Annotated in this window: 15 protein-coding genes and 1 riboswitch; of the genes, 7 read left to right on the forward strand and 8 right to left on the reverse strand. The window is 74.4% G+C overall.

From position 1 onward, the window contains the following. Positions 1 to 35: 35 nt before the first annotated feature. Positions 36 to 1301 carry an MFS transporter gene (locus tag BX266_RS02040; protein ID WP_259464491.1) on the reverse strand — a complete coding sequence of 422 codons (1266 nt, stop codon included), beginning with the start codon at positions 1299 to 1301 and terminating at the stop codon, positions 36 to 38. Between the two features lie 304 nt (positions 1302 to 1605). Beyond that, positions 1606 to 1773: riboswitch (cyclic di-AMP (ydaO/yuaA leader) on the forward strand. Between the two features lie 3 nt (positions 1774 to 1776). Here BX266_RS02040 and BX266_RS38310 point away from each other — a divergent pair. Continuing rightward, positions 1777 to 2955, forward strand: coding sequence for a transglycosylase family protein (locus BX266_RS38310; protein ID WP_180290343.1), 1179 nt, complete (start codon positions 1777 to 1779; stop codon positions 2953 to 2955). A 22-nt stretch (positions 2956 to 2977) separates the two neighbouring features. Here the strand turns inward: BX266_RS38310 and BX266_RS02050 are convergent, their stop codons facing one another. From BX266_RS02050 to BX266_RS02060, 3 genes are all read right to left on the reverse strand, one after another. Then, positions 2978 to 4141, reverse strand: coding sequence for a CapA family protein (locus BX266_RS02050; RefSeq protein WP_099897213.1), 1164 nt, complete (start codon positions 4139 to 4141; stop codon positions 2978 to 2980). A gap of 122 nt (positions 4142 to 4263) precedes the next feature. Continuing rightward, positions 4264 to 5190: a diiron oxygenase gene (locus BX266_RS02055; RefSeq protein ID WP_099897214.1), complete on the reverse strand. Its 927-nt coding sequence runs from the start codon at positions 5188 to 5190 to the stop codon at positions 4264 to 4266. A gap of 219 nt (positions 5191 to 5409) precedes the next feature. Then, positions 5410 to 6333 (reverse strand): pseudouridine synthase, encoded by a 924-nt coding sequence (locus BX266_RS02060; RefSeq protein ID WP_099897215.1) that lies wholly within the window; start codon positions 6331 to 6333, stop codon positions 5410 to 5412. Positions 6334 to 6492: 159 nt separating this feature from the next. Here BX266_RS02060 and BX266_RS02065 point away from each other — a divergent pair, with 159 nt between their 5' ends. Further along, positions 6493 to 9591: a SpoIIE family protein phosphatase gene (locus BX266_RS02065; protein ID WP_099897216.1), complete on the forward strand. Its 3099-nt coding sequence runs from the start codon at positions 6493 to 6495 to the stop codon at positions 9589 to 9591. A 165-nt stretch (positions 9592 to 9756) separates the two neighbouring features. After that, a complete protein-coding gene (locus BX266_RS02070) occupies positions 9757 to 10101 on the forward strand; it encodes a hypothetical protein (protein WP_143686843.1) in 345 nt (114 codons plus the stop codon). Positions 10102 to 10156: 55 nt separating this feature from the next. Here BX266_RS02070 and BX266_RS02075 read toward each other — a convergent pair whose 3' ends face one another. The 3 genes from BX266_RS02075 to BX266_RS02085 form a co-directional block, all read right to left on the reverse strand. After that, on the reverse strand, positions 10157 to 10933 hold the full coding sequence (locus BX266_RS02075; RefSeq protein WP_099897218.1) for a 3-oxoacyl-ACP reductase: 777 nt from the start codon (positions 10931 to 10933) through the stop codon (positions 10157 to 10159). Next, the gene (locus BX266_RS02080) at positions 10930 to 12306 is read right to left on the reverse strand and encodes an aldehyde dehydrogenase (protein ID WP_180290345.1); all 1377 of its coding nucleotides are present in this window, start codon (positions 12304 to 12306) and stop codon (positions 10930 to 10932) included. The genes BX266_RS02075 and BX266_RS02080 overlap by 4 nt, the downstream gene beginning before the upstream one ends. A gap of 75 nt (positions 12307 to 12381) precedes the next feature. Further along, positions 12382 to 13740 carry a glutamine synthetase family protein gene (locus tag BX266_RS02085; protein ID WP_099897219.1) on the reverse strand — a complete coding sequence of 453 codons (1359 nt, stop codon included), beginning with the start codon at positions 13738 to 13740 and terminating at the stop codon, positions 12382 to 12384. Positions 13741 to 13975: 235 nt separating this feature from the next. Here BX266_RS02085 and BX266_RS02090 point away from each other — a divergent pair, with 235 nt between their 5' ends. Continuing rightward, positions 13976 to 14845, forward strand: coding sequence for a GNAT family N-acetyltransferase (locus tag BX266_RS02090; RefSeq protein ID WP_099897220.1), 870 nt, complete (start codon positions 13976 to 13978; stop codon positions 14843 to 14845). A 170-nt stretch (positions 14846 to 15015) separates the two neighbouring features. Beyond that, positions 15016 to 16101 (forward strand): hypothetical protein, encoded by a 1086-nt coding sequence (locus BX266_RS02095; RefSeq protein ID WP_143686844.1) that lies wholly within the window; start codon positions 15016 to 15018, stop codon positions 16099 to 16101. Positions 16102 to 16644: 543 nt separating this feature from the next. Here BX266_RS02095 and BX266_RS02100 read toward each other — a convergent pair. After that, positions 16645 to 18147 carry an acyltransferase gene (locus BX266_RS02100; protein WP_099907283.1) on the reverse strand — a complete coding sequence of 501 codons (1503 nt, stop codon included), beginning with the start codon at positions 18145 to 18147 and terminating at the stop codon, positions 16645 to 16647. Between the two features lie 520 nt (positions 18148 to 18667). On the opposite strand from BX266_RS02100, the gene BX266_RS02105 reads away from it, so the two are divergent. Both BX266_RS02105 and BX266_RS02110 read left to right on the forward strand, forming a co-directional pair. Continuing rightward, positions 18668 to 20035, forward strand: a complete 1368-nt coding sequence (locus tag BX266_RS02105; protein ID WP_099897222.1) for a magnesium transporter MgtE N-terminal domain-containing protein — start codon at positions 18668 to 18670, stop codon at positions 20033 to 20035. After that, positions 20032 to 21360, forward strand: a complete 1329-nt coding sequence (locus BX266_RS02110; RefSeq protein WP_259464492.1) for an NRAMP family divalent metal transporter — start codon at positions 20032 to 20034, stop codon at positions 21358 to 21360. The genes BX266_RS02105 and BX266_RS02110 overlap by 4 nt, the downstream gene beginning before the upstream one ends. The last annotated feature ends 52 nt before the right edge of the window (positions 21361 to 21412 follow it).

Here is a 21412-nt window from a genome sequence, read left to right on the forward strand (position 1 = left end):
GGTCTCGTACGCCCGGACCGCCGCCGGCGTGTCCACTACTTCACGGAGTAGTGGACCTCGGCTTCGGCGGGTGCCGGGAGCGGCTGCGCGGGCAGCCGGCGCACGGCGGGCAGGGCCAGCAGGGCGAGCGCGGCCGGAACGGCGAGCGCGGTCATCCCGAACAGGGTGGGCCGCACCCCGACGTGCTCGGCCAGCGGGCCCGCCAGCACCAGGCCGAGCGGCATCAGCGCCACCGCGATCAGGTGGTCGTAGGAGCTCACCCGGGAGAGCAGCTGCTCCGGGATGTGCACCTGCAGCGAGGTCTCCCAGAGCACGAAGCACAACGCCACGCCCACCCCCGTCAGCGCCTCCAGCGCGGCGATCACCGCGACCGGCGCGCCGGAGCCGATGATCAGCGCCTGGCAGGAGGCGACCGCCATCGCCACCGCCGCCACCGCCATCGGCCGGGCCGGGCTCAGCCGGTAGGCGCACACGTCGCCGACCACCGCCCCGACGCCGAAGGCGGTGACCACCACCGCCCAGGCCCCGGCGCCGCCCCACTCACGCTCGGCCAGCACCGGGCCGAGCACGAACACCGAGGGCAGCACCACCACGTGGTAGACGGCGATCGCCAGCATCCCCGACCACACCCAGGCCCGGCTGCTCACCTGCCGCCAGCCGACCCGGAGCTCGGCCAGGAAACCGCGCCGCTCGGCCCGCTCGGCCGGGGCCGTGCCCCGCACCGGCCCCAGCCGGGCCAGCACGGCGGCGCTGACCGCGAAGCTCGCCGCGTCCACCGCCAGCGCCCCGCCGGGGCCGGCGAGCGCGACCAGTCCGCCGGCCAGCGCCGGCCCGACCACCAGCCCGGCCGACTGCACGAAGCCGCGCAGCGCGTTCGCCTCGCGCAGCCGCTCGCCGGGAACGAGCAGCGGCAGCAGCCCGGTGGAGGCGGGCAGGAAGAACGCGTCCGCGACGCCGAACACCACCATCAGCAGGGCGATCGGTCCGACCCGGGCCGTGCCGGTGAGCAGCAGCACCGCGACGGCCGCCTGGACGGCGCAGCGCACCAGGTCGGACGCGAGCATGATGCGCTGCCGGGGCAGCCGGTCCGCCCACACGCCGCCGACCAGGGTGAGCACCAGCATCGGGACCAGCCCCGCGGCCGTGACCAGGCCGACGTCCCCGGCGCTGCCGCCGATGGACAGCACGGCGAAGGGCAGCGCGACGAACGACACCCGGTCGCCCAGCACCGAGAGCGACTGCCCGACGAACAGCCGGGCGAACTGGCGCTCCGAGCGCAGCACTTCAGGGACCAGGGCCACCGTGCACGACCTCCGCACCAGCTCCGGGGACAAGGGACAGGGTGATGGTAGGGATCCGCACGACCGCTGTCGCTCGATTTACCCGCAACGACGGGAATGCCCCGGTTCCGCGAACTCCCGCCGCCGTCCGGCGATCCGAGGGCCCGTCAACAGGTCGTCCACACACCAGCCCGAGCCGGGCGTGACGAACACGTGATGCGCACGCGATGCGCTTGTGATTGCTGCGTTCGAGTGAATAGGCTCCTCTCCAGCCCGCACCGTCGGGCCCCGCGCGCGGTAACGCCGAGCCCTGTCCGCCGCGCTGTCGGGTCGACCACCACGACCCTTGGGCAGGGGCGGGGGAACCAGGTTTGTTGCCGTTCCCCACGGCTTGGGGTGAAGCCGTCCGCGCCGGTCCCCCGGAGTGCGGCGGCCGGGCCAACCTCCCGGTCCGAACCCGACAGCTCACCTCGCAGGCGTGCGGAGAGGATTCTGGATGCTCTTCACGGGTTCGGGGCGCCACCGCCGGCAGAGCCAGGCGGAGAAGGCGGCCGAGCGCGCGATCGCCGCGGCCGGCGTTGCCGGGATCGGCATCGCCCTGCCGCTGCTGGCGGCCACCGGCGCGCACGCCGCGCCGAGCGCGGTCTGGGACCGGGTCGCCGACTGCGAGAGCGGGGGCGACTGGAGCCACGACGGGGGCAACGGCCTGTACGGCGGCCTCCAGATCAACGCCCAGCGCTGGACCGACTACGGCGGCACGCAGTACGCGCCGCTGCCCAGCACCGCCACCCGCAGCCAGCAGATCGCCGTCGCCGAGCGGATCCTGGCTACCGAGGGCCCCGCGGCCTGGCTGTCCTGCGCCGACGACGCGGGCCTGAGCGTGGTCAGCGCGCCGGGCGTGGTGGACGACAACGACTCGGCGGACGAGACCGGTTCGCTTCGCGGCGCCCGCGGCGCCGCGGCGGTCAACGCCTCGGCGGACGGCACCGTGGCGACGAAGAGCGGCGCGCCGGTGTTCTCCGGCCTGCCCGGCTACGACCCGGTGTACCAGGTGTACTGGTACGAGAAGAACGGCGGCTGGTTCTGGACCAGCCACCAGAGCCTGTACGAGCGGTACGTGCAGCTGACGAACCCGCAGCCGCCCGCGGCCACCGCTGCTCCGTCGCCGACCGCCCCGGACGCCTCGGCCTCGCCGACCGCGCCGGTCTCCCCCGTCACCCCGGTCGTCCCGGTGCTGCCGGGCGACCCGACCGCCTCCCCGAGCCCGAGCCCGAGCACGCCCGGCGGCGACCAGACCGGCAACAACGGCAACGGCGGCACCACCGGGAACGGCAACGGCAACAACGGCAACGGGAACGGCAACGGCGGGAACGGGGCCGACTCCGGCCTGGTGATCACCCTGCCCGCCCCGGACGCCTCGGCCACCGCGCCGGCCCCGACCACCACGCCCGCCCCGGAGGCGTCGGCGACCGCCCCGGCCGCCACCGCCGAGCCGTCGGCCGCCGCCACCACGCCCGCCGCCGAGTACACCGTCGGCCCGGGCGACACCCTGATCGGGATCGCCCGCAGCCACGGCCTGGACGGCGACTGGTCCGGGATCTACCAGTCCAACCAGCAGGTGCTGGGCGAGAACCCGGACCTGATCCACCCCGGCCAGGTGCTGAACCTGGGCTGACGACGCCTCGGGCGAGCCGCCGTCACTTCGGGGCGGCGGCCAGCCCGGTGCAGCCGCGAAGGCCGTCCCGGCGCTGCTGGGCGGCCTTCGCGGCGTTGCCGGTCTGCGGCACGGGCACGCCGCGGCCGTCGATGTGCGCGGGCGTGAAGGCCTCGCCGGTGACCCGGCCGTCGGCGGTGACGGTCAGCGTGGTGACGCCGGTCTCGTCCGACCCGGGGTAGTTCGACGTGCCGTACCAGAGGAAGTTGCCGAAGCCGTAGGCCACGTAGGTCCTGCCGAGCATGCCCGCGCCGAGCATGGTGTGGGCGTGGGTGCCGACCACGGCGGTGGCCCCGGCCGCGGCCAGCTTCTTGGCCAGCCCGGTCTGTGCGCCGGTCGGACAGGCCACGCCCTCGTCTCCCCAGTGCAGGTACACCAGGACCACCGGCGCGGTGGCCCTGGCCTCGGTGACGGCGCGCACCAGGGCCGCCTCGTCGAGCGCGGACGCGATGCCGGCCTTGTGCTCCCCGGCCCGCCACTTCTGGTTGGTGATCTCGTTGACCTGACTGGCCGCCAGCACCGCGACCTTCACCCCGCGCACGGTGGTGACGTAGGGCGCGTACGCCTCCTCGGCGTCCTTGCCGATGCCGACCACGGGTATCGGCGAGGAGGCCTTGGCGGCGAGGGTGTCGGCCAGGCCGTCGGGGCCGAAGTCGACGGCGTGGTTGTTGGCCTGCGAGACCACGTCGACGCCGGCGTCCCTGAGCGCGCCGAGCGCCTTCGGGGTGGTGCGGAAGGTGTAGGTCTTGGGTTCGGCCTTGCCGCGGCCGGTGATCGCGGTCTCCAGGTTGAGCACCGAGAGGTCGGCGGCGGCCAGCGTCCGGGAGATCGGGCCGAGCGCGGTCTCGGCGGCCGGGGCGGAGAGCCGGGAGGCGGTGCGCCCCTCGAAGTGGACGTCGCCGGCGAACGCCACCGTGATGCTGTCGGTGGCGCCGGCGCTGCTGCCGCCGCCGGACGGCTGGGCGGCCGCGGACGGGTCGGCCGGGGCGCTGCTGCCCGTGCCGGGGGCTCCGGTGGCCGTCCCGCCGGAGCTGGGAGCGGCGCCCGGGCCGGCGCCGTCCTGCGAGGGTGTCGATCCGGTGCATCCGGCGACGGCGGCGAGCAGCAGGGCGGTGACGGCGGCGGTGCCGACGGGTGCGCGACGCATGAGACTTCCCCCCGGTAGTTCGTGACGCGTCGCACTGTATCCGCGCCACTCGCACACCGGAAGGCCACACCTGCAGCGGGTGATCACCACCGTGCGCCCCGCTGCAGGTGTGGCCGGACGGACTATCCGATCACGCCCGCCGCGCGCAGCAGCCAGCGGTTGGTGCGGCCGACCAGCCCGGCCTTGTCGAGCACCGAGACCACCTTCTGCGCCATCTCCACCTTGGTGGCCCGCCAGTTCGGGTTGGCCCGGGCGACGGCCTTGCCGACCTTGGGGTCGACGCCGACGGCGGCGTAGAGGCGGGGGTGGATCAGGGCGGTGGTGGCGTAGTAGACGATCAGCCCGATGAACAGCTGCTCGTACCGGCGGCGGATCGGGCCGAGGTGCTTGCGGACCAGTTCCTCGCGGGCGTAGCTGATGTGCCGGGCCTCCTCGATGACGTGGATCCGGGAGACCTGCCGGGTGAGCGGCTGCAGGGTCTCGTCGTTCATCACCTCGCGCTGGAAGGCGTCCAGGATCTCCTCGACGTACATGGTGCCGCCGAAGGTCTGGCTGTGGGTGGAGATCGCCTTGAACAGGCGGCCGAGGTTGTGCGCGACGAAGCCGGCGCCGTACGCGGGGACGCCCATCTTGGCGATCATGCGGGCGAACATGATCGAGTGCCGGCACTCGTCGGCGATCTCGGTGAGCGCGTACTGCACGTGGTTGCTGGTGGGGTCCCGGTCGAAGGCGTGGCGCAGCAGCATCTGCATCAGGATCTCCTCGAACCAGATTCCGACGCTGGCGATCGAGGCGACCTCGTGCTTGGAGAGTTCGATCCGCTCCTCGTCGGTCATCCGCTCCCACAGGTCGGTGCCGTAGAGGGAGAGGTGCCGGGGCGGGCAGTAGTAGGCGCCGGGGACGGGCGCGGCGTCCCAGTCGACGTCCTTGAGGGGGTTGAACGAGAGCTTCGCGGAGGAGGCGAGCAGGCGTTCGGCGGTGCGTTCCCGGTCGGGGGCGGTGCGCTCGCGGTCGGGAGCGGTGGGGGTGGCGGCGGGCTGGGGCGGCATGCCGGCTCCTTCGCGGTGGGGCGGTCGAGGGTGTGGAGGTGGCTCTGCCGCGAAGGTAGAAGTTATTAGACTGTCCGTCAATACACTGCGCACAAGGAGGCCCCGACCCCCGCCCGACCGATGCAGGGACCTCACAATCGCTTCACGTCTCGGCTTCGGCGACAGCCGAAGCACGTCCCGGGCCGTCCGGCCGGCGACCGGGCGCCGCGCGACGGGGCGTCAGCCCGCCCAGGCCGCCGGGTCCTGCCAGGCGGCCAGCTGCCGGGTGCTCTCGAAGCGCAGCCGCCCGCCGCTCACCGGATCGGTGAACTCCAGCGAGCGCGCCAGGAGTTGGAGCGGGCGCCGGTAGTCCTCGACCTCCGGGTCGGGCAGCACCGCGGGGTAGAGCGGGTCGCCGAGCAGCGGCAGCCCGAGGCCGTTCATGTGCACCCGCAGCTGGTGCGTCCGTCCGGTGCGCGGGGCCAGCCGGTAGCGGCCCAGGCCCGCGCGCACCTCGACCAGTTCGACCCGGCTCTCCGCGTTCGGCACCCCCGGCGCCTCGTAGGCGTCCAGCCGGCCGCGGTCCTTCAGGATCCGGCTGCGGACCACCGCGGGCAGCGCCACCGCCGGGTCGTGCCGGGCGATCGCCTCGTACTCCTTGACGGCCTCCCGCCGCTCGAAGAGCCCCTGGTAGGCGCCGCGCAGCGCGGGGTCCGCGACGAACAGCACCACGCCCGCGGTGAGCCGGTCCAGCCGGTGCGCGGGGCTCAGCCTGGGCAGGCCGAGGTCGTGCCGCAGCCGGGCCAGCGCGGTCTGCACGGCGTGGCTGCCGCGCGGGGTGGTGGCCAGGAAGTGCGGCTTGTCGGCGACCACGATCCGCTCGTCGCGGTGCAGCACCTCGACCGCGAACGGCACCACCGGCTCGGGCGGCCCGGGCTCCCGGTGGAACCAGACGTGGCCGCCGGGCCGGTACGGCGTCCCGGCGGTGATCGGGCCGTCGGGGCCGAGGAACTCGCCGGCCGCCAGCATCGCCGCGATCCGCCCCTCCCCCGCCGCGGCCCCGTACCGCTCCGCCAGGTACTCGCGCACCGTTTCCCACCCGCCGTCGAGGGGCAGCCGCACGTGCACGGGGTCGATGCCGTCGCGCTGCGGCAGCGGGCTCACCGGGGCGGGTTTCCTACGCGCCACGGCGTGCCGCCCCGGGGCCGGTCCGGTCGAAGTCCATCCGGCCCACTTTAGTGGTCGGTCACCCGTCTGGGCGCGGGCGGCCCGTCATGCGACCATGGCAGGGCGGTACCCGCCCCCGGAACGGCAGGTGGCCAGATGGACACCGACAAGCAGGGCATGATTCCCCGAACCCGCCCCACCGCGCCGCTCGCGGCAGGCGGCGCGCCGGTCCCGGACGGCCTGCTGTCGATCCCGGTGGCCACCGCCGTGGTCGCGGCGGACGGCCGGATCCTGCACTGGAGCCCCGACGCGGAGGCCCTGCTCGGCCACCCGGCGTCGGAGGCGGTGGGCGCCCGCGCGGCGGACATCCTGGTCGGCCCGGAGCGACGCAAGTCGGTGCTGGAGCTGTTCGGCCGGATCCTGTCCGGGCACCCCTGGTCGGGCGTCTTCCCGGTCCGGCACCGGGACGGGCACTCGGTGCAGCTGGACTTCCGCACCTACCCGGTGCTCGGGCAGGACGGCCGCCCGATGGTGCTGGCGGTGGCCTCGGACGTGGGCGCGGTGCGCCGGCTGGCCTCGGACCTGGCGGTGCTGGACGGGTTCTTCACGCAGTCGCCGGTGGGCATGTCGGTGTTCGACACCGAGCTGCGCTTCGTGCGGCTGAACGAGGCGCTGGCGGCGATCAACGGCGTCCCGGTGGAGCAGCACCTGCACCGCCGGCTGACCGAGGTGGTGCCGGGCATCGACGGGCAGCAGGCCGAGCGGGTGATGCGCCGGGTGCTGGCGACCGGCACGCCCGAGCTGGACATCCGCACGCACGGCTGGACGCCGGCCGACCCGGAGCGCGAGCACGCCTGGTCGGCGTCCTGTTTCCGGCTGGAACAGCCGGACGGCACGGTGCTCGGCGTGAGCACGACCATCGTGGACATCACCAGCCGCTTCGAGGCGGAGACCGCCGCCGCGGCCGCCCAGGACCGGCTGGCGCTGCTGAACGAGGCCTCCACCCGGATCGGGACCACCCTGGACCTGGCGACCACCGCCCGGGAGCTGGCCGAGACGGCCACCCCGCGGCTGGCGGACACCGTGGTGGTCGAGGTGCTGGACGACCTGGTGCGCGGCGAGGCGCCCTCGCTGCCGGACCGGGTCGACCGGTCGGCGGTGCTGCGCCGCCTGGCCTTCCACACCGTGCCGGGCAGCGGCATGACGCCGATCGCCGCGGAGGGCACCGTCCAGCGCTTCCACCCCAGCACCCCGTACGCCTGGGCGCTGTCGCACGGCCGGCCGGTGCTGCTGCCGCGCACCGACGAGCCGTCGATGAGCTGGTTCGCGGACGACCCGGTCCGGGGCGGGGCGATCCGCTCGCAGGGGGTGCGGTCGCTGATGGTGGTGCCGCTGATCGCCCGCGGCGCGGCGATCGGCACCGCGACGTTCTTCCGCTCCCGCACCGACGTGCCCTACGACCACTCCGACCTGGCCCTGGCCAGCGAGCTGGCCGGGCGGGCGGCGGTGTCGATCGACAACGCCCTGCTGTACACCCGGGAGCGGGACGCGGCCGAGCAGCGGCAGCGGGCCCTGGAGGCGGCGGAGGCGGCGCAGCAGCGCCTGGCGCTGCTGAACGAGGCGTCGACCCGGATCGGCACCACGCTGGACCTGTCCACCACCGCGCAGGAGCTGGTGGAGGTGGTGCTGCCGCGGTTCGCGGACTTCGTGACGGTGGACATCCGCGAGGCGGTGCTGACCGGCGAGGACCCGGAGCCGGTGCCGGAGTCCGGTTCGGTGATGCTGCGGGCGGTCGCGGTCGGCGAGCGGGACGGCGGCGTGCAGTTGGCGGGCGCGGCGGACGAGGTCGGGATGGCGTCCCGGTCGGCGCAGCTGTACGCGCAGGCGATGCGCACCGGGCGGTCGATCCTGGTGCCGCACGTGGACGAGTTCGCGCTGCGCCGGATCGTCGCGCATCCGGACCGGATCCAGCCGAGCCTTGAGGCGGGCGTGCACTCGTACCTGATGGTGCCGCTGCTGGCGCGCGGTCAGGTGCTGGGCGGGGTGGAGTTCGTGCGGGTGCAGAACCCGGAGCCGTTCACCTCGGCGGACCTTGCGCTGGGCGAGGAGTTGGCGGCGCGGGCGGCGGTCTGCATCGACAACTCCCGGCTGTACCGGCGGGAGCGGGACACGGCGCTGACCCTGCAGCGCAGCCTGCTGCCGCAGGACGTGCACCGCACGCCGGGGCTGGAGATCGCCTACCGGTACCTGCCGTCCAGCGTGGGCGACGAGGTGGGCGGCGACTGGTTCGACGTGGTGCCGCTGACCGGCGGGCGGGTGGCGCTGATCGTCGGCGACGTGATGGGGCACGGCATCCGGGCGGCGGCGACGATGGGTCAGTTGCGGACGGTGGCGCGGACGCTGGTGACGCTGGACCTGGATCCGGCGCGGGTGCTGCGGCGCCTGGACGAGGCCACCGCGCAGCTCGGCGCGGACCAGTTCGCGACCTGCGTGTGCGCGGTGTTCGACCCGGTGGACGAGGAGTGCATCCTGGCGTCGGCGGGGCACCTGCCGCCGGTGGTGTCGGAGCGTGACGGCGAGGCGCGGCTGGTGACCCCGCCGCCGGGGGCGCCGCTGGGCGTGGGCGGGGTGCCGTTCGAGTCGGTGCGGTTCCCGCTGCGCGAGGACGGGCTGCTGGTGCTGTACACGGACGGGCTGGTGGAGCGGCGCGGCCAGGACCTGGACCAGGGCCTGGAGTTGCTGCGCGAGACGGTGACGCGCCGGCAGGACACCCTGGAGCGCGGCTGCGACGCGGTGCTGGGGGCGCTCGGGGCGACGCTCGGGCAGGACGACGTCGCGGTGATCATGGCGCACGCGGGGCCGGTCGGCGCGGACCAGCTGGCGACGCTGGCGCTGTCCGGCGATCCGGCGCTGCTGCGGCACGCCCGGGACTTCACCCGGCGGACGCTGACCGGCTGGGGGCTGGCTTCGCTGGTGGAGCCGGTGGTGCTGCTGACCGGCGAGCTGCTGGCCAACGCCCTGTTGCACGCGGGTTCGCCGCTGCAGCTGCGGGTGTTCCGGGGTGCGCTGCTGACGGTGGAGGTGTCGGACGCGGACAGCCGGGAGCCGCGGCTGCGGCCGGCCGGGGAGCACGACGAGGGCGGCCGGGGCATGGTGCTGATCAACGAGTTGGCGCACCGCTGGGGCAGCCGGGCCACCCGGGACGGCAAGGTGGTCTGGTTCGAGATGGAGCTCCCGGTCCGATCGTCGCACTGACCGGACGTCAACTCCCTTGTGGTGCAGCCGAGTCAACTTCGCGCCAGCCCGGGTACGGCATCCGGCGGTACCGCACTCACTCCTCGCGGCGGCGGTGTTGGCCCGGACGGGTGACTCCCCGGACCGTGGCGTGCACCGCGCCGGCGGCGGCCCCGATGATCGTTCGTGTCCAGCACCAATTCCCTGGAGGACCCGATGCGTTCCAGCCTCGTCAAGGCCACCACCGCCACCTTCCTCGCCGGCCTCGCCCTGCTCGGCGGCGCGGGCACCGCGTCCGCGCACCACATGGCTCACCCGCACGGTTCGCTCGCCGTCGGCGGCGACGCGGCCGCGATCGGCGGCAGCGCCGGGGCGGTCGGCGGCGACGCCTGGGCGCAGGACGGCAACGCGGGCGCGATCGGCGGCGACGCCGAGGCGCTGACCGGTTCGGCGCTGGCGGTCGGCGGCGACGCCCTGGCCGACGGCGGCGACGCGCTGGCGGTCGGCGGGGACGCGTCCTCCGCGCAGTGATCCCGGGCCGGCGGCCGGGCGGCGCCCTCGCGGACGCCGCCCGGCCGTCGCGCTGCTACAGCGGCGTGACGTACGCGCCGGAGATGCCGCCGTCCACCAGGAAGGTGTTGGCGGTCATGAACGAGGAGTCGTCGCTGGCCAGGAAGGCCACCGCGGCGGCGATCTCCTCGGGTTCGGCGAACCGGCCGAGCGGGATGTGCACCAGGCGGCGGGCGGCCCGCTCCGGGTCCTTGGCGAACAGTTCCTGCAGCAGCGGGGTGTTGACCGGCCCCGGGCAGAGCGCGTTGACCCGGATCCCCTCGCGGGCGAACTCCACGCCCAGCTCGCGGCTCATCGCCAGCACCCCGCCCTTGGAGGCGCTGTAGGAGATCTGCGAGGTCGCCGCGCCCATCACCGCGACGAACGACGCGGTGTTGATGATCGAGCCCTTGCCCTGCCGCCGCATGTGGCCGATGGCGTACTTGCAGCACAGGTACACCGAGGTCAGGTTGACGTCCTGGACGCGCTTCCACGCCTCCAGGCCGGTGACCAGGATGGAGTCGTCGTCGGGCGGCGAGATGCCCGCGTTGTTGAACGCCACGTCGAGGCTGCCGTAGTGCTCGACGGCGGTGTCGAACAGCGTCCGGACCTGCTCCTCGTCCGTCACGTCGGTGCGCACGAACAGGCCGCCGACCTCGTTGGCGGCCTTGGCGCCGGTCTCCTCGTCGATGTCGGCGCAGACCACCTTCGCGCCCTCGGCGGCGAACCGGCGCACGGTGGCCAGTCCGATCCCGCTGCCCGCACCGGTGACGACCGCCACCCGGCCGTCAAGTCGCTTGCTCATGGGGCTCATTCCTCCGTGGCGATGAAGACGTTCTTGGTCTCGGTGAAGGCGTGCAGGGCGTCCGGTCCGAGCTCGCGGCCCAGGCCGGACTGCTTGAATCCGCCGAACGGCGTCCAGTAGCGCACCGAGGAGTGCGAGTTGACGGACAGGTTGCCCGCCTCCACGGCCCGGGCGACGCGCAGCGCCCGGCCCACGTCGCGGGTCCAGATCGACCCGGACAGGCCGTAGTCGGTGGCGTTGGCGATCCGCACCGCGTCGCTCTCGCCGCGGAACGGCACCACGGCGACGACCGGGCCGAACACCTCCTCGGTGAACGCCCGGTGATCCGGGGAGATCGGCGCCAGCACCGTCGGCGGGAACCAGAACCCGGGCCCGTCGGGGGCGCTGCCGCGGAACGCCACCTCGGTGTCGCCGTCCACGTACGAGGCGACGCGCTGCCGGTGCGCGGCCGAGATCAGCGGGCCCATCTCGGTCTTCTCGTCCCGCGGGTCGCCGACCCGGACGCCCCGCACGGCGCTCTCCAGCCGGCCCAGGAACTCCTCGTAGACGCTCGCCTCGACCAGGATCCGGGAGCGCGCGCAGCAGTCCTGCCCGGCGTTGTCGAACACCGCGTAGGGGGCGGTGGCCGCGGCCTTCTCCAGGTCGGCGTCGGCGAACACGATGTTGGCGCTCTTGCCGCCGAGTTCCAGCGTGACGGGCTTGACCTGGGCGGCGCAGCCCGCCATCACGGCCTTGCCGACGGCGGTGGAGCCGGTGAACACCACCTTGCGGACGTCCGGGTGGGTGACGAAGCGCTGCCCGACCACCGGGCCGCGGCCCGGCAGCACCTGCAGCACGCCCTCGGGCAGACCGGCCCGCAGGGCGAGTTCGGCCAGCCGCAGCGCGGTGAGCGGGGTCGGCTCGGCGGGCTTGACGATCACGGTGTTGCCGGCGGCCAGCGCGGGCGCGAGGGCCCAGGCCGCGATCGGCATCGGGAAGTTCCACGGCACGATCACGCCGACCACGCCGAGCGGTTCGTGGAAGGTCACGTCCAGGCCGCCGGCGACCGGGATCTGCCGGCCGAACAGCCGCTCCGGCGCGCCCGCGTAGTACTCGATGACGTCGCGGGCGTTGCCGGCCTCCCAGCGGGCGTTGCCGATGGTGTGGCCGGCGTTGGCGACCTCCAGCGCGGCCAGGAACTCTCGGTCGGCGTCCACCTCGGCGGCGAACCGCCGCAGCAGCCGGGCCCGGTCGCCCGGGCTGACGGCCCGCCAGGTCTCGAACGCGGCCGTCGCCCGGGCGATCGCGGCGTCGGCGGCGGCCCGGCCGGCCAGCTCGACGGTCTCGATCACCTCCTCGGTGGCGGGGTTGACGACCCGGTACAGGTCGGGTTCCTCGGTCACGCGCTCTCCTCGCTCCGGTCGGGTGTCACAGCCGCTCGTCCTCACCTCGGCCGCGTTGCCGCAGCCGCCCCGCCGTCACAGCCGCTCGAAGCCGCGGCGGCGCTCCCAGTCGGTCACGGCGGCGTCGTACGCGGCGAGTTCGACCCGGCCGGCGTGCGCGTAGTGCCGCACCACGTCCTTGCCGAACGCCTCGGTGGCGGCCTCGCTGCGGTCGAACAGCTCGATCGCCTCGCGCAGCGTGGCGGGCACCCGGCGGGCGTCGGAGGCGTACGCGTTGCCGGTGAACTCCGGCTCCAGCGGAAGCTGTCGCTCGACGCCGTGCAGTCCGGCGGCGATCAGCGCGGCCACCGCCAGGTACGGGTTGACGTCGCCGCCGGGGACCCGGTTCTCGAACCGCAGCGAGCCGCCGTGCCCGACCACCCGCAGTGCGCAGGTCCGGTTGTCGCGGCCCCAGGCGATCGCGGTGGGCGCGAAACTGCCCGGCACGTAGCGCTTGTAGGAGTTGACGGTCGGCGCCAGCAGCAGCGCGAACTCGTCCAGGCAGGCGAGCTGGCCCGCCAGGAAGTGCTCCATGGTGCGGGAGAAGCCGTGCGGGCCGTCGCCGGGGAACACCGGGCGGCCCTGCTCGTCGCGCAGGCTCAGGTGCACGTGGCAGGAGTTGCCCTCGCGCTGGTCGTACTTGGCCATGAAGGTCAGGCTGACGCCCTCCTGCGCGGCGATCTCCTTCGCGCCGGTCTTGTAGACCGCGTGGTCGTCGCAGGTGGTCAGCGCCTGCGCGTACCGGAAGGCGATCTCGTGCTGCCCGAGGTTGCACTCGCCCTTCGCCGACTCCACCGTCAGGCCGGCGCCGGCCATGCCGGTGCGCAGGCGGCGCAGCAGCGGCTCGATCCGGCCGGTGCCCAGGATCGAGTAGTCCACGTTGTACTGGTTGACGGGGGTGAGGCCCTGGTACTGCTTCTCCCAGGCCTGCTCGTAGCTGTCCCGGAAGACCATGAACTCCAGCTCGGTGCCCACGTACGCGCCCCACCCGTACCCGGCCAGCCGCTCCAGTTGGCGGCGCAGCACCTGGCGGGGCGAGACCGCGACGGGCGTGCCGTCGTGGTGCGCGAGGTCGCACTGGACCATGGCGGTGGCCGGGTGCCAGGGCACCATGCGCAGGGTGGCGAGGTCGGGGGCGAACACCAGGTCGCCGTAGCCGCTCTCCCAGGAGGAGACGGTGTACCCGTCGACGGTGTTCATCTCGACGTCCACCGCCAGCAGGTAGCCGCAGCCCTCGGCGCCACCGGTCAGCACCTCGTCGAGGAAGTGCTCGGCGGCCAGCCGCTTGCCCTGCAGCCGGCCCTGCATGTCGGTGACGGCGAGCACCACCGTCTCGATCTCGCCGTCGGCCACCAGCGCCCGCAGCCGCTCCACCGTGAGTCGTGCCCCGGCCATCCGCACTCCACCTCCGCCGCCGCCCGCTTCCGGGACCATGATCCTGCCCGGGGCGGGCCCGCACCAGTGGCCGCGCGGGTGTGGCCAATACCTGATCATCCGTCAGTCTCGGCTTTCGGAGCCGAACTTGAATGATCATCGTGCTGCGCGCGGAGAAATCCGCTTGCCCCGGCGGCCCGGACCTGTTTCGGTGGCGCCTGCCCGACCGCCCGCCTTCCCATGGAGTCCACGGCCCGTGACCTTCCGCCTGACCGCCCTCACCGACCCCGCCGACAGCGCGCTGTCCCACCGCCTCGCCTGGCTGGCCGCCGACCCGGACGGCACTCCGCTGGGGACCGCCTTCCTGCGGCTCTTCACCTCCCCCGGGCAGTCCCACCTCTGCGGCCTCGCCCTGGACGTCCACCCCGCGGAACGGCGGCGCGGCGTCGGCTCGGCACTGCTCGCGGCGGCGACCGACGCGGCCCGCGCGGACGGCCGGCAGGCTCTGAACGCCCAGGCCGTCGAGGGCTCCCCCGGTGACGGCTTCCTCACCGCCCACGGCTTCACCCGGGCCCTGGTCCTCGACTACGCCCGCCTCGACCTCGCGACCGCGCCCGCCGGCGACCCCGGCCGGGTGCACCCCCAGTACCGGCTGGTCTCCTGGACGGGCAGCTGCCCCGACGAGCTGCTCGCCGACTTCACCCGCTCCCGCACCGCGATGGACGACATGCCGATGGGCGACACCCACTTCGGGCAGGTCGCCTGGGACGAGGCCCGCGTGCTCGCCGCCGCGAAGGCGGTCGCCGACCGGGGCGAACTCCTGCACACCGTCGCCGCGGTGGAGACCGCGAGCGGCCGGATCGTCGGCTTCAGCGAGCTGGTCCTGCCCGCCGACCTGACCGGCGACGCCCAGCACTACGGCACCGCGGTCCTGCCCGCCCACCGTCGACGCGGCCTCGCCCGGTCCATGAAGGCCGAGACCGTCCGGTGGACCCGCACCGAGCACCCCGCGATCACCGGCCTGCTGACCGACACCGCCGAACAGAACACCGGCATGCTGGCCGTCAACGAGTCACTCGGCTACCGCACCACCCACCGCTCCATCGAGTTCCGCCTCGACCTCTAGGCCCTCCCTGGGCCGGCCGGCGCCAAATCTCTCATAAGCGGGCAACTCCTCATTCGTACACGCCACTTGTCCACCCGGGCCCATGCTTCACGTGGCAACTCCGCATGAAGAGCATCAACCAGTCGCAGCCATCCGGCCCGTCGACGACTCACAGGAATCGAGTACGCCCCATGCCCCATCGCATGTCCCACCAGCACGGGCCGCGGCGGCTGCCGCGGCTGATCGCCCTGCTCGCCTCCGGCACGCTCGGACTGGGCCTGGTCGGGCTCCCGGCCACGGCCACGGCGGCCGTGAACCAGGTCATCACGTACGGGGACCTCACCGGTGACGGGCACCCCGACATCGTGCTGCCGGACAGCGCCGGTGACCTCCGGGCCGTCCAGGGCGGCAGCGGCACGGTCGACACGGGCCAGCTCTACGGGCCCGCGGCCACCTCGCCCACCGGCACCTGGCAGGGCGTCCGGACCACCCACCGCGGCTCACTGCGCGGGAGCATCGCCGTTGACGAACTGATCGCCCACCCGGCCGGGGACCCGCGGCTGTACCTGTACCAGAACTCGTCCACCACCCTCACCTCCCGCACCTCGTTCTACCTCAACGGCAGCACCACTCAGGGTGCGGTCACCTGCGTCGACGGCGGCGGCGCCGCGATCGGCTGCCCGTCCGAGCTCGGCACCGACTGGAGCAACGCCAGCCAGGTCCTCGCCGTCGGCTCCGTCAGCAACGAGACCGCCGGCACCCCGGCCAGGACCAACCTCGTCGCGGTGATCGGCACGAAGCTCTGGCTGTTCTCCCCCGGCAGCAACAACGTCAAGCTGCTCGCCCCGGTCGACACCCTGCTCTCCGGGCTCGACTGGAGCGACTACGACCTGATCGGCCCCGGCCCCGCCAACGGCACCACCACCTGCACCGACGCAGCCGGGACGACCACCACCACTTCGCAGGCCACCCTGTGGGCCCGCGAGCGCAGCACCGGCCGGATCCTCTCGTACCCGTTCACCAGGAACGCCGCCGCCAACTGCGCCGTCGACCCCTCCGCGGCGGCCGATCCGGCCCAAGGCACCGTCATCGGCAGCGGCATCGACCCGGCCGTCTACCCCGTCGTCGGCTCGGTCGGCGACCTGACCGGCGACGGCGTCCCGGACCTGTACGGGCAGGACCCGGAGGGCCGGGTGACCGTCTGGCCGGGCACGGTCGGCGACGCAATCGGGCACCCGGGCGCCGTCACCGGCTTCGGCGCCCCGCCCGTCGGCTAGGCAGTCCCTTTCGGATATCTCCGCACCGGCCACCTCGCCGGACTCCACCTCGCCGCGATCTTCATTTGGTCAGCTACTGCCCGGCGTTGTGTTGTTCGCGGGCGTTCCGAGCGAAGCCGGGCACCAGGCTCCTCGGGAGCCGCTGTTCCTGCGGTTGGTGACCTCGTCAGTCGGGTTGCGGGATCACCGCGCGGATCCGTCGATGCCCGCAGGTGGTGCCGGAAGGCGCGCGTGGAGTCGGCCTGGTCCGCCAGGACCGCGTCCGGCCGCGAGCGCGGCCGTCCGACCGGCCGGGGCACCCGGACGGGGGCCATGACCCTCTCGAACGCGGGCGCATCGCCGGCCCGGCCGGGCTTGAGGTGCCAGGCGATCGCGTCGATCACCTGCCGATGGTCACGCCACCGCCCGCCCCACGGGGCGGGCGGTCCGGCGGCAACGGCCCTGTCCGTGCCCGCAGCGCGTCAGTCGACGACACGCCGGATCGAACGATCCGCCCAGGCGGGGGGATCAGGGCGAACGGGCGAGCGGGTTCCTGACCGCCCGTCAGGGCGCGACCCGGTCCGGGAGCGGCGCTGCCGCGCGACTCCCCTCCACCGGCGAGCGGGTGAGCGCCGCGCCGCCCACCAGGGCAACGCCTGCGGCGAAGGCGAGCAGCAGCGTCCAGTTCACTGAGCCGGTGCGGGCCAGACCCTCGGCCGCCCAGTGCGCCAGCGCCCAGCAGGCCGAGGCGAGGCCGGTCAGCAGCGCCGCCGCGCGCCACAGCCCGGCGAGCGGGGCCTGCGGCCGGGCTCGGCCGGCCAGCCGGAGCAGCAGGCCGTCGACCGGGCGCAGGGCGGCGAGCAGGGCCGCCAGCAGCAGGCCGAGCAGCAGGACCCAGGCCGGCCGCCAGGCCCACCAGGCGAGCGAGCCGACGGCCGGCTCGGGCGCCAGGTCGGTCAGGTAGAACGCGCCTCCGGCGGCCAGCACCGGCACCATGTGCCACAGGTACAGCGTCATGCTGACCCGGCCCAGCGTCCCGATCACCCGCCCGCGCCGCCCACCGCGCAAGGACGCCCCAGCGCCCAGTGCCTGACCACCGCGCACGGACGCCCCACCGCGCAGGGCCTGACCGCCGCGCAGGGCCTGACTGCCGCGCAGGGCCTGACTGCTGGCCAGGGCCGACCGGCTGCGCAGGGCGCGTTCGGCGTACGGGGCCAGCAGCAGGCACAGGCCGCACTGGGCGAGCAGCCAGGCGAGCATCGCCACCGAGGGCGGGTTGGTGTTCGACACCTCCTCGCCGCTGACCAGCACCAGGCTGACGGGGAACGGTCCGAAGCCGACCAGCGCCGCGTACCCGGCCGCGCCGCCCGCGGCGAGGGACGCGCCGAACAGCGGACGGGTCGTCAGGCCGCCGTCGCGCCAGCAGAAGCCGAGCTGGTAGGCAACGGCCCAGACCAGCAGGTGGTTGAGCCAGCCGAGCCGTTCGGTCCAGCCCGCGTCCACGGTGAGCACGAGGACGTCGACCGCCGCGCCGACGGCGACCAGCGCGGCGACCGCGCCCGGGCCCCAACGGCGGTGCAGCGCGTGCAGCCAGGGGGTCAGCGCACTGATCGTCAGGTAGACCGGCAGGAACCAGAACTGCATGGCCAGCGCCCAGCCGACCATCGCCAGCAGGGCGGGGTCGACGCCCAGCGCGGCGGCCGCCGTCAGGCCGCCGAGGGTCGGCACCAGGTACGCGGCGGTGGGCAGCAGCAGGCGCAGCGCGCGACCCCGGACCCAGCCGGACGCGGTGCCGCCGTCGGCGCGGGTACGGCTCCAGGAACCGGCCGCCGCGTAGCCGCCGGCCAGGAAGAACACCGGCATGATCTGGAAGCCCAGGGTCAGCCACTGCGTCCAGGGCACGGTGACCATCAGCTCCGGCGCGGCCAACGCGCCGTCAGGTTCGCGTACCAGTGCGGTGATCAGCCAGTGGCCGAGCACCACCAGCACGATCGCCGCCGCCCTCAGCAGGTCCAGGTACCTGTTGCGCGCCGTTGCCCCGCCCGTCCCGCTCTTCGTGTCCCCCATGCCGGTCATCATCGCCACGCCCGGTGCACGAACGCGCCGTCCGGCGCATTGCGGTTCGGCCACAACCGGTCGCCGGACCTGCGCCCGCGCGGCGGGGCGGGGCGGGCACCGGATGGTCGGGAAGGGGTCAAACCCTGGTCAAGCGTGCGGGGATCGGGTGGCGGTGGGCCTATCCTGGTCCGGTAGCGGGGCAGGTCTCGCCGGCCGCCAGGGGCGGTCAGGGCCGGGAGGAGGCGAGATGGACTGCAGTAGTCCGGGGCACAGTCGGCCCCTCACCGTTCCTTCCTCGCCGATGTTCTCCGGTTCGAGGCAGTTCTCCCTCTCCTGACGCCGACCGGCCTGGTGCCGGCCTTCCGTCGTGACCCTTTCCGGTGTCGGGCGGTCCCAGCCGCCGAGCCGGGCACGGCAGTTGCGCCTCTGGCGTGGGCATGCGCGGGTGCGCCTGCGTGGGGGCGGGGCGGGGAGCTGTCCCGGACCTCCTGCCGGCCCCGGTCCGCCGGGGCCAGAGGGGGTGTTCCTCATGGCCACCAGCACACTCTTCGGATCGACCACGGCCCGGCTCCGCGACCGCCGGGTCAACCTCGAGCACCGGGCCACCGCCAGCCGCGCGGTGCGCTCCTCGCTGGTCTCGCTCGCCGGGCTGATCGGGTCGCCCGTCACCAACCAGGCGGGCGCCGAGGTCGGGCGGCTGACCGACGTGGTCGCCCGGCTGTACGGGCCGGACCCGTACCCGCCGGTGACCGGGCTGATCCTGCGGATCGGCCGCCGCCGGGCGTTCCTGCCCGCCGACACGGTGGGGCGGCTCGGCGCCGGACGGGTCGAGCTGCGGGCCTCCCGGGTCGACCTGCGGGACTTCCAGCGCCGCCCAGGCGAGGTGCTGCTCGCCCGGGACGTCCTGGACCACCAACTCGTCGACGTGGACGGCATCCAGGTCACCCGGGCGGCGGACCTGTACCTGGCGCCGCTGGTCGGCCGGACGGTGCTGGTCGGGGTGGACGTCTCGCTGCCCACCCTGCTGCGCCGGCTGGGCCCGCGCCGCTGGCAGGTGCGGGCCACTCCGGAGCGGGTGCTCGACTGGCAGTCGGTCGCGCCGTTCGGCGAGCAGGCCACCGAGGGACCGGCGGAGGTACGGCTGCGGGCCTCCCGTTCGGCGCTGCACCGGCTCCGCCCGGCCGACCTGGCCGACATCCTGGAGGACCTCGGCCGCAGTGAACGCCAGCAGCTGCTGGGCTGGTTGGAGCCCGAGCAGGCGGCGGACGCGCTGGAGGAGATGGAGCCCGCCGAGCTGGAGAACCTGCTGCGCGAGGCCCGGCCCGAGCACGCCGCCCGGCTGGTCGACGAGATGGAGCCGGACGAGGCCGCCGACGCCCTGCGCGACCTCCAGCCCGGCGAGCGGGAGACGCTGCTGGCCCGGATGCCCGACGCGGACGCCGCCGAGCTGCGCGGCCTGCTCGCGCACCGCGAGGGCACCGCCGGCGGCGCCATGACGACCCGTCTGGTCACCGCCCGGCTGGAGCAGACCGTCGCCGAGGTGCGCGCCGAGCTGGCCGCGCAGGCCGAGCACCGCACCGAGATCGACGCCGTGGTGGTGCTCGACGCCGCCGGGCGGCTGGTCGCCGACATTCCGCTGTTCGACCTGGTGGTGGCCGAGGATTCCAGCCCGCTCACCGATCTGGTGGCCTGGCTGGCCCAGTTCGGCGATCCGGTGACGCTCCCGCCCGACACCCGGCTGGCCCGCGCCGCCGACCGGCTGGTGGCGGCCCGCAAGTCCTCCCTCCTGGTGGTCGACGCGGACGGGCGGCCGCTGGGCCGGATCCTCGCCGACGACATCCTCGACGCCCTGCTGCCCGAGCGCGGGCGCCTGCACTTCCGGAGGTTCCTCCAATGAGCACCCGCACCGGTCTCGGCCCCGCCGCCCCGGCGACGCCTGATGCCGTCAACTCCACCGCCGGCAAGGCGAGTTCCTCGCGCGGGCGGCGCCGGGGGCTGCGCCGGATCGCCGCGGTCGCGATGGTCGCGGGGCCCGGGCTGGTGGCGGCCAACGCGGGCAACGACGCGGCGGGCATCGCCACCTACGCGTCGGCGGGCTCCCAGTTCACCTACGGCACGCTGTTCTTCATGGTGCTGGTGACCGTCGCGCTGGTGATGGTCCAGGAGATGGCGGTGCGGCTCGGCGCGCACACCGGCAAGGGGCTCGGCGCGCTGATCCGCGAGCAGTTCAGCCTGCGGCTGACCGCGCTGGCGGTCGGCTGCCTGCTGCTGGCCAACACCGGCCTGGTGGTGAGCGAGTTCGCCGGGATCGGGGCGGCGTTCGAGCTGCTGGGCGTCCCGAAGTGGGCGGTCGTCCCGCCGGCTGCCGCGCTGCTCTGGGCCCTGGTGCTGTTCGGCTCGTACCGCTGGGCGGAGCGGATCTTCCTGGTGATGTCGCTGGCGTTCTTCTCCTATCCGATCGCCATGGTCCTCGGCCACCCGCACTGGGGCGAGGTCGGCCGGAACCTGGCCGTCCCGCACCTGCGGCCCTCCAGCGACTTCGTGCTGCTCGCCGTGGCGCTGATCGGAACCACCGTCAGCCCCTACATGCAGTTCTACGCCGCTGCCGGGGTGGTGGACCGCGGCGCGAAGCCGGAGGAGTACAAGCTGATCCGGGCGGACGCCGTGCTCGGCGCGGTGTTCGCCTGCGTGATCAGCCTGACCATCATCATCGCCACCGCCTCGGCGATCGGCGGTTCCGGTCCGCTGCAGTCCGCCGCGGAGGCGGCCCGCGCGCTGGAGCCCGTCGCCGGGCCCGGCGCAGAGCTGCTGTTCGCCTTCGGGCTGCTCGGCGCCTCCGCGCTGGCCGGGGCAGTGGTGCCGCTGTCGGCGAGCTACGCGATCGGCGAAGCGGCCGGGGTGGAGCGCTCGGTCTCCCGCCGGTTCCGCGACGCTCCGCTGTTCCTGGGCGTGTTCACCGCGCAGATCGCGCTGGGCGCGATCGTGGCGCTCACCCCGGTGGACGTCATCCAGCTGCTGATCGGCACCCAGGTGCTGCAGGGGTTGATCAGCCCGATCGTGCTGGTGTACCTGCTGGTGCTCACCAACCGCCGCTCGCTGCTCGGCGCCGCCGCCAACGGCCCGCGCTACCGGATCGCCGCGACCGCGGTGGTGGTCGGGGTGGCGCTGATGTCCACCGTGCTGCTGGTGCAGACCATCCTCGGCTGGCTGGGCCTGGCCTGACCCGATCACTCGCACGCGTTCCCTCCCTCCGCCGGGGCGCCGACCTCCCTCG

It is taken from the genome of Streptomyces sp. TLI_171 (assembly GCF_003610255.1).
Classification (GTDB): Bacteria; Actinomycetota; Actinomycetes; order Streptomycetales; family Streptomycetaceae; genus Kitasatospora.